This is a genomic window from Aureispira sp. CCB-E, from assembly GCF_031326345.1.
Classification (GTDB): domain Bacteria; phylum Bacteroidota; class Bacteroidia; order Chitinophagales; family Saprospiraceae; genus Aureispira.
Window position 1 is genome coordinate 1,332,177 of sequence record NZ_CP133671.1, and the last position, 14,285, is coordinate 1,346,461.

Annotated in this window: 14 protein-coding genes; 4 read left to right on the forward strand and 10 right to left on the reverse strand. The window is 34.9% G+C overall.

From position 1 onward, the window contains the following. Nucleotides 1-145 precede the first annotated feature (145 nt). From QP953_RS05050 to QP953_RS05060, 3 genes are read left to right on the forward strand one after another with little or no spacing between them, the layout of a single operon-like run. The gene (locus tag QP953_RS05050; protein ID WP_309554167.1) at nt 146-1,201 is read left to right on the forward strand and encodes an NAD(P)-dependent oxidoreductase; all 1,056 of its coding nucleotides are present in this window, start codon (nt 146-148) and stop codon (nt 1,199-1,201) included. A 2-nt stretch (nt 1,202-1,203) separates the two neighbouring features. Continuing rightward, the gene (locus QP953_RS05055; RefSeq protein WP_309554169.1) at nt 1,204-2,082 is read left to right on the forward strand and encodes a hypothetical protein; all 879 of its coding nucleotides are present in this window, start codon (nt 1,204-1,206) and stop codon (nt 2,080-2,082) included. Further along, complete coding sequence (locus QP953_RS05060) at nt 2,066-2,479, forward strand: DUF3293 domain-containing protein (RefSeq protein ID WP_052594549.1); 414 nt, start codon at nt 2,066-2,068, stop codon at nt 2,477-2,479. Before QP953_RS05055 ends, QP953_RS05060 begins: the two co-directional genes overlap by 17 nt. An 11-nt stretch (nt 2,480-2,490) precedes the next feature. On the opposite strand, the gene QP953_RS05065 is transcribed toward QP953_RS05060, so the two are convergent. The 10 genes from QP953_RS05065 to QP953_RS05110 all read right to left on the reverse strand — a co-directional run bounded on the left by QP953_RS05065 (nt 2,491) and on the right by QP953_RS05110 (nt 12,377). After that, nucleotides 2,491-3,006, reverse strand: coding sequence for a hypothetical protein (locus QP953_RS05065; RefSeq protein ID WP_052594547.1), 516 nt, complete (start codon nt 3,004-3,006; stop codon nt 2,491-2,493). Nucleotide 3,007: 1 nt separating this feature from the next. Beyond that, nucleotides 3,008-3,934, reverse strand: a complete 927-nt coding sequence (locus QP953_RS05070) for an NAD-dependent epimerase/dehydratase family protein (RefSeq protein WP_052594545.1) — start codon at nt 3,932-3,934, stop codon at nt 3,008-3,010. 102 nt (nt 3,935-4,036) lie between these two features. Then, entirely contained in the window at nt 4,037-5,287 is a 1,251-nt protein-coding gene (locus QP953_RS05075) for a hypothetical protein (RefSeq protein ID WP_309554170.1), read from the reverse strand. A gap of 39 nt (nt 5,288-5,326) precedes the next feature. Next, nucleotides 5,327-6,202, reverse strand: a complete 876-nt coding sequence (locus tag QP953_RS05080) for a glycosyltransferase (RefSeq protein WP_309554171.1) — start codon at nt 6,200-6,202, stop codon at nt 5,327-5,329. 33 nt (nt 6,203-6,235) lie between these two features. After that, nucleotides 6,236-7,117 (reverse strand): T9SS type A sorting domain-containing protein, encoded by an 882-nt coding sequence (locus QP953_RS05085; RefSeq protein ID WP_052594540.1) that lies wholly within the window; start codon nt 7,115-7,117, stop codon nt 6,236-6,238. A 46-nt stretch (nt 7,118-7,163) separates the two neighbouring features. Next, the gene (locus QP953_RS05090; protein ID WP_309554172.1) at nt 7,164-8,294 is read right to left on the reverse strand and encodes a hypothetical protein; all 1,131 of its coding nucleotides are present in this window, start codon (nt 8,292-8,294) and stop codon (nt 7,164-7,166) included. A 52-nt stretch (nt 8,295-8,346) separates the two neighbouring features. Then, nucleotides 8,347-9,432, reverse strand: coding sequence for a non-hydrolyzing UDP-N-acetylglucosamine 2-epimerase (gene wecB, locus QP953_RS05095; protein ID WP_309554173.1), 1,086 nt, complete (start codon nt 9,430-9,432; stop codon nt 8,347-8,349). 221 nt (nt 9,433-9,653) lie between these two features. After that, nucleotides 9,654-10,592: a glycosyltransferase family 2 protein gene (locus tag QP953_RS05100; protein ID WP_309554174.1), complete on the reverse strand. Its 939-nt coding sequence runs from the start codon at nt 10,590-10,592 to the stop codon at nt 9,654-9,656. A gap of 244 nt (nt 10,593-10,836) precedes the next feature. Then, nucleotides 10,837-11,364, reverse strand: a complete 528-nt coding sequence (locus QP953_RS05105; protein WP_052594532.1) for a dTDP-4-dehydrorhamnose 3,5-epimerase family protein — start codon at nt 11,362-11,364, stop codon at nt 10,837-10,839. Between the two features lie 74 nt (nt 11,365-11,438). Next, a complete protein-coding gene (locus tag QP953_RS05110; protein ID WP_052594530.1) occupies nt 11,439-12,377 on the reverse strand; it encodes an NAD(P)-dependent oxidoreductase in 939 nt (312 codons plus the stop codon). A 440-nt stretch (nt 12,378-12,817) separates the two neighbouring features. Here QP953_RS05110 and QP953_RS05115 point away from each other — a divergent pair, with 440 nt between their 5' ends. Continuing rightward, complete coding sequence (locus tag QP953_RS05115) at nt 12,818-14,110, forward strand: nucleotide sugar dehydrogenase (protein ID WP_309554176.1); 1,293 nt, start codon at nt 12,818-12,820, stop codon at nt 14,108-14,110. Nucleotides 14,111-14,285 lie beyond the last annotated feature (175 nt).

Genomic DNA, 14,285 nt, shown 5'->3' on the forward strand with positions numbered 1-14,285 from the left:
GAGGTTTTGTCAATAACAACTACTGAATATTACAGGTTAAAGTAGCTTATTTTCCAACAACGTACTGTTGAGAAGACAGGAACTACTATGCCTAAGAGTGACTTGGTTAGATTATTAAATATTATTAGAATTATTATAATTGACAATGGAATCAATACATCAGTTTATCAACGAGCAAAAAGGGTATTTTGACAAAGGACAGTATCCCTTCCTTCAAAAGCAGCTCAAAAGAGTTGCCAAAAATTTGCCTTATAAAGGCCTGCGCATTTTACACAATATTCCTTTTACCAGAGAGACGATTGTAAAACTTGAAACGCTATATGTGGGAGGGGCTGATCTTGTTGTAACCTCTCCTAGTTTTATGGAGGTAGATAGAGAGCTTGTCCATCAATTTGTACAAGCTGGAGGAGATTGGGTGCCTATTGAAAAAATAAGACATCAGTCATTTGATATTACAATGGATTGTGCGGCCGAATTATTGGATAAAACCAGCCCTAGTATTGGAGGGGTAGAAATCACAGGAACAGGAACGAATAAATACAAAGCAGCTGAAATTGATTATCCTGTCATTTCTGTAGACCAAAGTAAAATCAAGCACTTAGAAGGCGTTTTAGGAACTGGAGAGGCTTTTGTTCGAGCCTTTTTGGAGCTGACACAAGAGAACATTAAGGGGAAAAAGATGATGGTTTTTGGTTATGGAAAAGTTGGTAGAGGAATTGCCCACCATTTGAAAAATTATACTCAAGATATTACGGTTGTAGAACAAAAACAGGAGCATATAGCGCAAGCTTTTCATGCTGGATTTAAGGTATTGTCTGCGGACGATCAAAAAAATGTAGAAGCATCAGCTTCACAAATGTTTGCTATTGTCACAGCAACAGGGATTAAAAACGTCATATCAGATAGGTATAATCCTAAAGCATTCAAAGCTAAATACTTGGCAAACATGGGTGGTGAAGATGAGTTTGGTTATGGTTTTGAAAAAAAAGGTGTTATGTGTGAAAAGCGCCCTATCAACTTCTTTGTCGATCAGCCAACTTTGATGAGGTATTTAGACCCTGTGTTTTATGCACATAATCTAGGAGTAGATTTATTAAGATTTGCTCGTTTAGACAATGGAGTTCATCCATTTCCTAGTTTTTTGGCAGAAGAAATTGTGGCTGAATGGGAATCTATTTTTAATGAAAAAGAATACATTTAAAAATGAATAAGCTAAAAGAGTTGGTAAAGGCTTACCACATTAAAACATTAAAAAATGATACCTACCCATTGTTAAATAAGTTAAAAACAGATTACAAAAATACGTATAAAATTCCGCATTACAATTTTGTCTATAGAGAACGAATGACTTTTTCTGTAGGAATGAAAATAGCAGATGCCTACGAAGTCGGTGTCAATAATCCTCAAAGTAAAGTTGTTAAAGTGGCTTATAAAGCACTAGCAAAAGAAATCTTGCAACAATTCTATTTTATTATTAGAGAAATGGATATTGAGTTTGAGCCGTATGATGGACAAGGAGAACCTTATGAGAATAGTTTGGAAATGGTAAAAGACATTTATAACTATCATATGTATTTTTTCAAAACAACGAATGGCTTTGGTAAAGATGTGTTGGATTTTAATAATCCAATGCTTCAGAATACGGGTATTTGCATTAAAGGATATGAACTTTTAGTCAACGATGTTTTTCGAATTGTTCATGATATTTTTGGTCATGCAACCTATGGTTATAGCTTTGGTCCTATTGGAGAAGATTTAGCATGGGTAACTCATATTCGAATGTTAAGTCCACTAGCAAGGGCTGCCATGACAACCGAAACTAGAGGCCAAAATTGTTGGGTGAATTTTGGGAAGCATTTGAGGGACAAAAACAACGAGTTGTATACAAAAGGAAATTATGGATGGGTTCCGCCAGCTGAAAGACCATTTGCAGCGCAAAAAATCATGTTGTTGCCTAAAGAAGTGAGTGGTGTCGATGTCTTTGAAAAAGACGGACAAGTGCAAGCTGTTATTATTGACAACTGGGATCCATTTCTAAGTTTAACCTTAAAAAATATTAATAATCATGAACACATTTCTTGAACAAGCATATTTAAGTACCACTTACGAAGTTTATAACCAAGAAGAGATATACCAACTTAGGATAAAAAAAGAGAATGAGCTCTTCCTATCGTTTTGTGAAAGAGAAGGTATAAAGACTTGGGCAATTATCACTGCCTATAATCCTTATTCTAAAGAGTGCTCTTTGGAAATGAATCAAGCAAATAATGAACAATTAAAGCAGACTTTAATAGATACAAAGTGTATCTTCTTTGAGGCGAATGGTGTACCTGATAATTCAAGCTGGGAGGCTGAAAAAAGTTATTTTGTTTGTAATTTATCGTTGGAATCAGGGAAAGAGATAGGGAGGCAATATCAACAGAATGCAATTGTTTATGGAGGAGAGAATAGAGCACCTCAATTGGTTTGGCTAGTATAGCGCATAAGACTCTATGTTTCTTCTTTGTGGGTTAATTGAGATATAACATGTCCTAGAAGCACTAAAATTTCAAAACTAATAATTGCCCAGAAACTGTATACAATTCCAACAACGACAATTTCTAATATGTTTTTTAATTTTTTATCCGAAAAGGTTGTCCAATCTTGCAACTTATTTGTGAATATATCCACCCAATAATCGAGATTACTCATAGTGTAGACAAAACAACAAAAAAAAACAAAAGCACCTAATATCAATGCTGTTAACCAAGACCAACGATAACCTTTTTTACAGATATAAATACTAATACCACAGGTGCCAAAAATAATGATGATCAACAAAAGAAAGCTAATCATATCTGCAATAACTCTAGGAAAGATAGGCAGTATAGAGGTCAAGCAAAAGGCAACAAAAAAATGCAAACCGATAATTATTCCAGCATGTATAAAGTGCCACTGCCAACGAACGAGCCAACTAGGCAGGTGCTTTTGGGGGGATTTAAGATCTAAAATTTCATGTTCTTCCATATTATATAGAAATTAACCAGTCCCAAGTAGCTTCAATTCCTTTTTCAATCGAAATTTGAGGTTGCCAATCAAGTTGTTCTTGTGCTTTTTGAATAGATAAAATATTAACAGGAACATCAAAACTACGACCATCTAAATAAGTAACACTTGGTGTTTTTTGGCTTACTTTTTGGCAAACTTCCAAAATTTCATTTAAAGAATATCCTAGCCCAGAACCTACATTAAATACTTTGTCTTTGCCTTGATATGCAATTCCTTTGGCAATAATTTGAGCTACATCTGTTACATAAATATAATCACGGACTACGGAACCATCGCCCCAAATTTCAATAGGCTGATTTTCTTTTATTTTTTGCAACCAAATGCCTATTACTCCTTGGTTTTTAGTTAGATTTTGACGGGTGCCATAAGCGTTGGCAATTCTAAAGATGTTATAATCTAAACCTTTATTTTGATAAAAGAAATGCAAATAACGTTCAAAAGCCATCTTTGAAATACCATAAGCAGAAATTGGACGAATGGGATGTGCCTCGTCAATAGGAGTATATTGGGGGACGCCGTAGAGTGCGCCGCCTGTAGATACAAAAATTACTTTTTTGACTTGGGCTTTTACCGCAGCTTCTAAAAGGTGTATGCTTCCAATAATATTCGTTTGAGCATCATAAATTGGATTTTCGGAAGCTGTTTTGGGAACCGTTGTCCAAGCAATATGGACAATGATATCTATGTTTTTTAGATGTTCCAAAACCAATTGATAATTGCCAAAATCACCCCGAACAATTTTTATTTGAGCTTGTAAATGTTGGATATTGGGGTGTATGCTGGAGCTAGATGTTAATACCGTAACCTGGTGTCCTTGTTGTACTAATAATTCAACAATATGAGACCCCATAAAGCCTGTTCCACCGGTAACAAATATATTTGCCATATTTTATACTATTGATACTCTGAATAGGCTACTAATTCTTACAAAAAGTATAAACAGTAGCTAGTTTTGAATGACTTTACAAGTACTTGGTCGTTTTCATAATTATGGATACACTTCTTGAATCATTTTATCAAGTACTTCTACCGAGTTTTGGATGCCTCGGTGCTTTATTGCAGCTGCTCTACAGCGTTTTTGAAGGCTCAACTTGTCTTCTTGCATAAACCTTTTTAAGGTCGCTAAAGGAGGGGCAAAATCTTTGGCATCCAAACTTTCGAAAACTACTCCCACATTTTCTTCTTCTGCCATGATATCATCGTCCGCAATCCCTCTATTTAGTAAAAAAGGAATCCCACAAGCCAAGTAATTGCCAATTTTGACGGGGGTACGATACTTTTGAGAATCCAAAGGCGGAATAGCAACAATTCCCATATCACAAGCCGAAATATATCCTTCAATTTCCTCGTAAGGAATTTTATTTAAAACTAAAAAGTCACGCTTGCCCAAACCTGCTTCTAGATATGCCTTTTCAACAGCTTCTGAAGGGGTTGGCGAGATGGTGAAAATAAAAATGCTAGGGTCAAAGTGGACGAGTCGTTTACAAAAATCAGCAACTTCTTTTTCATTATAATAAATCCCATTAAACTTACCTAAATAAAGCATTACATAACGATCCTCAGGGATGTTATATTGTGCTCGAATACGTTGACGATCTTGAGTTGAAAAGGTGAATTTTTGAGTGTCAACACTAATTGGAACTCTAAACAACTTAGCCTTAGATTGCCATTTTTTTAGCAATTCGATGGTATGAATCGTAGGACCTGTTACATAATCGGCACGAGTAGCTTGTAAGTATTCGATTTTGTTTAGGATTTTATATTTTAAAGAACTCCCTGACCAAATGCCAAATTCTTTCATGTATAAGCTATGCGGTTCAAAGCAAAAAACCATCAATTTCAGTCTTAATACTCTAGAAATAATATAAGCATAGCCCCCCGCAATGGCTAAAAAACCAATAATAACTTTTGCTTTTTCTCTACGCTTGATGCCCCATATTTTGAAAAACAAACCAATGAAGTTCCATAGTTTCTTAAATAAAATAAATTTCCCTCCTCGATAGGGCATGGGGTGCCAAAACAAGTCTTGTTCTTTTAATTGAGCTTGAAGCTTTGCTTGTTCTCTAGAGGAAAGGGCATAAGCAGCTTGTTCTTCTGTTACAATATGATACCGATAGGCATATTGAGATGCTTTTTGGTGTTCTAAGATGTATTGATACATCAACCCATTAAACAATGGATCTTTGAAACTATGCGATGCACAAATAAGAATAGACGGTTTTTGCTTAGATACAGCCATGAATGCTAATGAAGGTTAAAAAATAAAACTTTTAATAGTTTAAGAAAACAGCTTTTTAAATACTTTTCCAACAGCGGGTGGATGGGTAGTAATGGCTTTTAATAAATATTGCATTCCTTTGGACTTATTGTGGCCATCTCCCCACCAAGAAGCCCCCATAATTAAATACATGTTGGCAAAACACTGATTTCGAAATGCTTTTGATTTAAATAATTTGTTTTCTTCGGCTCTTTGATAGGCGAGTAAGGCATCTTTTTCCATAACAGGAATGTTGCTATGCATATTGTTGTCATGTACTCGATACCACCAAGTGACCTCAGGTACTCGACCTATTTTATAATCTTTGGCAACTCGAAAGAAAAATTCTTGGTCGGCAGCATTGGATAATTCTAGGTCGAAGCCACCAACTTTTTCTACGACTTCTCGTCGCACTAAAATACTACTTGGAGTAGGAACACAAGTACCATTCCACGACAATAAATCATCCAAAATATATCCTTCTTTCCCGCTTTTGGTCTCCCCAGTTAATTGTGAATTGCCATCCATAATCGCCATATCTGAATGAACCAAACCAAATGCTTTGTCGGTGGCAAATTTAGCCAATTTTACCTCTAGATTATTCGGCAGCCAAATATCATCTGCATCTAGAAAAGCTAAAAAATCGCCTTTAGACAGCCTAAAACCATGATTTCTAGCAGAAGAAACACCGCCATTTTTTTGCTTGATATACTGAATGCGATTGTCTGAGGCAGCAATAGGTGCAATAACTTCTGCTTGATTGTCAGGCGAACCATCGTCTACAATAATTAATTCAAAATTATCATGGGTTTGATTTAAAACCCCTTGGATGGTCTCTTCGATGTATTGCCCTGCTTTGTAGGCTGGTATGATTACAGAAACTAAAATGTCTTTCATGAAAGGTATAATGCGCTGTTTGGCAAAAACTATTTATTCTTTGATTAAAAAATGTGTTTCTATATATTGGTCGTATTCTAATTTAATAACATAAAGACCTATCGGCCAACTACTCAAATCAAGTTGTTCTTCTTGGTTATTAGTCCTTTTATTTAAGATGACTTGCCCAATATTGTTGATCACTTGAATTTTAGTCGTAGTAGCTTCGTTGTTAAGCTGAATAATGCTCTTTTCAGAACTTGGGTTGGGATATACCGTAGCTAGTTTTGAGTGTTGACTTTTTACTTTCATAGTAGACAGAAAGTTTGAGCAAGGAGTAGCACAAGTGCTATCTGAGTAACAAACATGTATCACCCCACTCTCAAACCAGCTATACCTAGGAATAAGACCATGAGAACTGCCAATGCCTTCTGTCCAATAGAGATCATGCATTAACTGTGTTCCAATAGGATCTAATTTATAACGCTGGCGCATGGTAGAGCAAATAAAAACACTATCTACAGCAACCACAATAGCACTATCATACGAGTATGCAATTGTAGGAATTGAAACGGTATCCCCTAATGCTATGTCAAAATCATATAAACGTTCTTCTATATTACCCTGTAAGTGGTACACTTTTTTGTTATTATCTTCTCGGATAAAGCCCATATTGGTAGAAAAACTATGCCATGAAGCATACGTTGTTCCGTAAGAATAGGTAAGTTCTCCAATCCTGTATAATTTTTGATAAGTAAGGTTATTGATGACCGTGTCCCCATCTATATAGTAATTATACCTAGAACGTTGATGTTGCATGTGATAATATTCTTCTTCCCACAGACCATTGTTAAAATCAAAAGAGGTATAGTTTTGGGCGGCACACAAGTTACTAATTATACAACATAAAAGTGTGTAAAAGATTTTTTTTTGCATGATGATGTATTTGGTATGATGTGGGGACATAGCATTATACGTAAACTTACGAACTATGTTGCTCCACCAACTTGCTCGCCTTAGCCAAAACATTTTCAAAGGTATATTGCCGAGCATGCTCAATCCTAAGTTGTTCTAATTCAGGAGCCTCACCATTCTCTAAGAAATTAGCAATCAAATTTAACTGCCCATTGGGATCATTGTCCATATACATAATATTCCCCAAGTCTTTGTACTCGCTAAAAATGGGACCAAAAACTGGTTTTCCTTGTGTTAGATAGACCAATGTTTTGTGATGATGAACGGTATTGGCATGGTACTCCATATCCATAAACGAGATACAGAATTTAGCCTTTTTGATATAATTTTTGAGTGTCTTAAAGTGTCTAGAGCCAATAGCATGCAAATTAGCATATTTTTTTTCCTCAAAGATGCGCTTGGCTGCTGCTAGATCTTTTTCTTTGATAGGGCGATGGTACAACCGCAAAGGACCTACAAATAAAAAAGGCACGTCAGGAAATTTTTGAATGGCACGTTCCAATAAAGAGAAATCCATCCGATGGTCGATGACACCAACATACAATGCATAGTCTTGAATATCAATATCTAGATTGTCTAGTTCTTCTTGCTTGGTCTCAAATTCTTCGGTGGAAATACCATGAGGAACAACATATTTAGGAGCATCGTAGTCGCCATAATCGTCTAAAAAACGCTGAGAAGTCGCAAAAAGCAAATCAGAGTTTTGGCACAATTCGTACTCTCCCAAATACTGAAAATAATAAAAATCAACACAGTGATAAATACCAAACTTGCAACCCAACTCTTTGTGATTAAACAATCTGAGAGGGTCAAAAGCCCATAGAATAGTATCTGTGATGCCTTTTTTCTCAAAATATTTTTTCAAATGTTTAGAGACCCACTTGTTGTTTAATTTATTTAAAAAATTGCTGCGTAAGGGCAAGAAATTCTCATAATTAATATAATGCAAATTCTCATTGTAACTCCCTTCTGTAATTGGATTTGAAAATAAATTTCCAGGACGCCACTTGGTAGGAGGATTTATAAAATAAACCGTATTGTTTTTGGACAATTCGTAAGCATAATTTTGCTTAGAATACCAAAGGTCTCCCCAAGGCTCATTGGAGGTTACTAATATAACTTGGTTCTCTAATTTCATTGGTTATAATTCTCAATTTTATCGTTACTTAGTGGAACGAGTGTTTATTGGGTTACATTCCTAGCAGTTCTTCCACAATTCTATTGGAGGCATGACCATCCCACAACAAAGGAATTTTTCCTTTTTTCCAATTGCCTGATTTTAGTATTTTGAAGGCTTTAATAATATGATCAGGATTGGTTCCAATCAATTCGTTGGTGCCTACTGTAATGGTTTCTGGTCGCTCTGTATTTTCTCGCAATGTAAAGCAAGGAACACCTAAATAGGTGGTTTCTTCTTGAATCCCTCCAGAATCAGTCAATACAGCAAATGCATTTTTGACCATGTAAATAAACTCTAAATATCGCATTGGTTCTACCATGTGCACATTGTCAGGGAGTCCAATTGCTTGCAATTGTTTTTGTGTACGAGGATGTGCTGGAAAAAGAATAGGTTTGTCAGCAGCTTGTTCTCCTAGCAGCGCAATGAGTTGCTGTAAGTTCTTTTCTTCGTCTACATTAGAAGGACGGTGCAAGGTCATTAAATAATAATCTCCTCCTTTTAAATTCAAATCCTTCCAAACCGAAGGTTGTTGCAATCGTTGAAGGTTGCTAATAAGAGAGTCGATCATAACATTGCCTACAAAATAAATGCGATCTGTATCGCAACCCATTTTAGTTAGTTTATAACCTGCTTCAGGTGTTGTCGTAAAGAAAATATCTGCAATGGCATCTGTTGCCATACGATTAATTTCTTCAGGCATGCTCAAGTCATAAGACCGCAACCCCGCTTCTACATGGATAACTGTAATTCCCATTTTCTTAGCAACCAACGTACATGCTAAGGTAGAGTTAACATCACCAACAACCAACAAATAATCACAAGGATTGGCCAATAATTCTTGTTCAAAAGCAATCATAATTTTGGCCGTTTGTACCGCATGGCTGCCAGAACCTACTTCTAAATTGGCGTCAGGATGAGGGATGTTGAGGTCATCAAAGAAATATTGACTTAACTTTTGATCATAGTGTTGTCCTGTATGAATCAAGCGATATTCAATACCTGAATTATGCGCTGCATTGGACTTTTTGATAGCATGAATAATAGGAGCTATTTTCATAAAGTTAGGTCGAGCTCCCGCTACTAATGTAATTTTCATAAAGTGTTCTATTTTTAATCGTCAATATTTAATATAGACTAAAGTTTGTTCTAAGATATGGTTGTTAAGTAATCGTTCAAAAAAATAACAAGTAAAAGAGCCTTCTTTTTGCGCTACGCTTCATCAGAAAAACTTGTTTTAGCTCGCTAAGCCTTTCTTTTTCTTCTTTGATTAGCAAACAATAATCCCATTTTTTGTTCGTATTTTTTCTGACCTCTTACTTATTTTCTAATAAACAAAAGGATATATTCTTTCAAAAGTAAGGTTCTTAACTCTTGGGCAAAATTCTTTAATGGAGGCACAATACTCAATAGCTTTTTATATTGTTGATACAAGCGATTTGGTTGTCCTTTTTTTATACCAAAACGATAGGAGTGCAATCGACAAAAATGAATCAAAAGATTTTTCACTTTCTCTTCTCCTTGAGTGGTTATAAAAGGATAATATGATTTGAATACTTCGTCCAAAAGCCCTAGTTGGTTATAATCCCAATCTTTTGCATTTAAAATTTTAACTTGAGTTTTAAATTTAGGAACATAAATAACCGTATATTTTTCAATCCGATTGGTCACAAAATAAATAAACAAATAGATATTTCGGTTCTCTTTGGTGGCTAAATACTCTTCTAATAAATTGTTGCGTTTGAGTAATAAGCCAGATAGTTGATGTCCCAAATGTGAATATTTGAGCATCGACGCATAGCCTGCATCTCCAACAACTTCTTCAAAATCAGTAGGTCTAGGGTGACCAATTACCTTGAGGTTATTGTCAATTTGTACAATTCCAGTAATGATACATCCTAGGTTCTCAACACGATTAATTTTCTCAACGCAATAATTAAGGTAGCCTTTGTCTAAATAATCGTCGTCTCCCAAGAACATCACAAAATCACTACTGGCTTTGCTCAGAACATGAACGGCATTTTTTTCTAATCCAATATTTTCTTCGGTACGATAATAATCTACTACAAAGTTAGCATTTTTTTGAGTCAAAAATTCTTTGGTTGCTGCTTGAGTATTATCAGGAGAACAATTATCTGAGATGATAACTTTGACTTTATCCAACAATTGATGCTGGATCAGTTCTTCTTGAATAAGTGTCAAGTTATAAATCAAATCTTCCGAACGATTATAAGTCGGAATAAGAATATCAATTAGCATAGTCGAATATTAATAAGCCGTTTAGAGTTTAAAAAATTAGCAGAGTATGGTAAAAATAAAAGCTTGTTGTCTAAATTAGTAGTTCGTTACTTTTTACCAAAAAAGATAAAAAATAATATTTATATTATTTTAGTAATTAAGGCATTAGCGCAAAGTGTAACAAGTGTGCAATTTATCGGTTATCAAACTAATGTAAAGCTGCTTTTTGTTTTTTGTAAAAAACGAAAAAAGCCACGAAGTATTATTAAATAGTAGTAGCAAAGTTAGCCCAAGCTTTGTCTTTTTGTGATAAATTGGGTTGAAAGGTTAGCCACTGTATTTTAAAAAGAGGATCGTTCCAACGAAGCCCTTGTTCAGCAGAAGGCTCGTAGACATTGTCAGAATAGTATAGGACATCTGTGTTTTCTTCTAACGTAAGATAACCTGTGGCAAAGCCTCTAGGAACCAAAACTCCTATATCAGGACTGTCTAAGATAAATGTACTCGCCTTTTGATGGTTAAAAGGAGCTTGTCTCAAATCAACAAAAGCCAATTGTATTCTCCCAGTCAAGACTCGAAAAAATTTTGATTCCGCAAATGTTCCCGTTTGATAATGCAATCCTCTAATAATACCTTTTTGTTTATTTTGCACAAAGTTAACTTGCTTTATCTCATACTGCTCTAAAATAGGAGCTTGTTGATTAAAAAGCTTGATAAAACCACCTCTTTCATCAAAAAAAGCAGGGCTTTTGATAATCTGTACATCTTTTAGTAAAGTATTGATTTGCTCCATAATTTTATATCGTTTATCTGTCCACTAGTTGTTTGTAAGTAGACTAGATAATTTCTGCCGAGGCTAAAATGAATTTATGCTGTTCGAGTATATAATATAATATATTCTCTAATACCTTGTTCTAGACTAATTTGAGGGTCAAAATTAAAACAATTTTGTAGATGAGAAGTATTTAAAGCTAAGTATTTCATACTGATATCTCTTTTATCTACCGTGCCAAAATTTGCTTGCGGTACGATCTCCAACTCTTCTTCGATTACTTGAAGGACTTTTTCAATCATTTCTCGGACACTAATAACGGTATTCGTTGTAAGATTAAAAATACCTGATTGATTATTATTAATATGCTCGTTTAAAAAATAAGTAACATCTCTTATGTGCGTATATTGGCGTTGTTGTGTTCCTGCAGTAAAGCTAAGAGGTTCTTTTTTTAGGCTACTTTGAATGATGTAAGGAATCAATCGATTGTCATTTTCTGTTGCTCCATAAATGTTGGTTAGTACAAAGTGTTGAAAAACAAATGGCAAATTGTGCGGTGTTCGCAACTCGGTGTCTACAAAACGAGTTAATAGATTTTTGGCAGTACAATAAGCATTGGGTAGGGGGTTGGTATGGGTGACCAGTTCTTTTTCTGTATAAGAACGATCTTCGGAGTGATTGCCAATCTCAAAATAGGAGCCAAACGTAATCAACTTACCTTTGTAGTTGTTATCTTTTAATGCCGTTGCTAGTCGAATGGGTTCAAAGGCATTGAGTTCATAAATTTGTTGGTTATTGTCTTGGTGTTTGGGTTGTATTCCTGCTCCTGCACAATAATAAATTATATCAAATTCCATTAATAGGGGATAGTCTAAAGCGATAGAAGGATAATTGTAACAAGTCCAAGAAAGACTTGGCATCCAATCAAAAGAATTGATTCTACTAAACAAATGCAAGTCGTGTTGACCTTCTTTTAGTTCAGAGATAAGTGTTTTTCCTAAGAAGGATGTCGCACCAATAATAGCAATCTTCATGGCAAATGATATAAGTTGTGATAAAAATATAATTCCGTCGAAAAGTCGTATTGGTTTGATTATTAGTGAAACATATCTTGGTTGAAAAGGCGAAAAGCTGATAATCAACTTTGAAGCACTCATACAATACCACAGAGCGGAACCATTAACAAAGACTCATGAAGTACCACGCAGTAGCAGCGAACGAATCAACGGAGTATTAATAAAAATAGACAAGGTTGTTTTTGCGAAGTTGAAAGTTTTTTCATAGATAATAAAGTTCTACTAGGAATATTTTTATAAATTCTTGTCTTGCAAAATAAAATCTTACTTTTGTTGCTAATTTTAGTTAGATTTGGATTTTCTTACTTAGGTGAATTTAATAGGATAAAAATCAAAATCTTTTTAACCTCCCAAATGTTATTAAAAAAGTTTTTTAGATCAAGAGAAAATAATCAAAGATGTATCAACAGCTTGTAAATAAAGAAAAGAAAATAGCCGTTATCGGATTGGGATATGTTGGATTACCAATCGCATTAGCATTTGCTAAAAAAATATCTGTTATTGGTTTTGATATCAATGCAGAACGTGTGGAGATGATGAAACAGAAGGTAGACCCTTCTAAAGAGTTGGATGCGGCTGCTTTTGATGGTTGTGATATTGAATTTACAGCAAATATTGAAGATTTAAGAGCTGCTAATTTCTTTGTAGTAGCTGTTCCTACACCTATTGATGCTTCTAGAACACCAAATCTAAAACCTCTGTTAGGGGCTTCTAATACCGTTGGTCAGGTGCTTAAGAAAGGAGATTATGTTGTATTTGAATCAACTGTTTATCCTGGGTGTACAGAAGAAGATTGCTTGCCAATCTTAGAAGAACTCTCTGGTCTTAAATTAGGAGCAGATTTCAAAATTGGCTATTCACCAGAGCGTATCAATCCAGGAGATAAGGAACGAACCATCGAAAAAATTGTGAAAGTAGTTTCGGGAAGCGATGATGAGTCATTGGAAGAAATTGCAAAAGTATATGAATTGATCATTGATGCTGGGGTGCATCGAGCTGCTAGTATCAAAGTAGCTGAGGCTGCTAAGGTGATTGAAAATACACAGAGAGATTTGAACATTGCTCTCATGAATGAGCTTTCTATTATTTTTGATAAAATGAATATTCCTACAATGGATGTTCTGAAAGCAGCAGGAACCAAATGGAATTTCTTGAATTTTTATCCAGGTTTGGTTGGTGGACACTGCATTGGTGTAGATCCTTATTACTTGACGTTTAAAGCACAGGAACTAGGTTATAATCCTCAGGTTATATTAAGTGGTCGACGTATCAATGACAATATGTCTAATCATGTGGCAACAAAACTAGTACAATTGTTACTACAAGAGGGAAAAACATTGAATACTGCCAATATTTTAGTAATGGGAGTGACGTTCAAAGAAAATGTTTCTGATATCCGAAATTCTAAAGTGGCGGACGTAGTTTATGCTCTGAAAGATTTTTCTGTAAATGTAGATGTTGTAGATCCACATGCTTCTTCTGAAGAAGTAGAACACGAGTATGGTTTTTCTTTAATAGATAGCCCCAATAAGAAATACGAAGCCGTTATTGTTGCTGTAGCACATGATGAATACAAAGCGTTGAATGCTGATTATTTTAAGTCTATAAGTGCCAACCAACCTATATTAATAGATTTGAAAAACTTGTATTCGGCAGAGGTAACCAAAGACTTTATTGTTTGGAGCTTGTAAAACTCACCAAAAGAGGACAATAGAACCAACTTTCTTTTTGCAAATCTGTTTAATATAGAGTATCTTTACTATATCAATGAATGAATGATTTAAGCTCTTTACCTAATAAATATACTAGGTAAAGAGCTTGAATTGTGTATGCTCTTCTAAAGAGTAACTATTTGCTAAAACAATA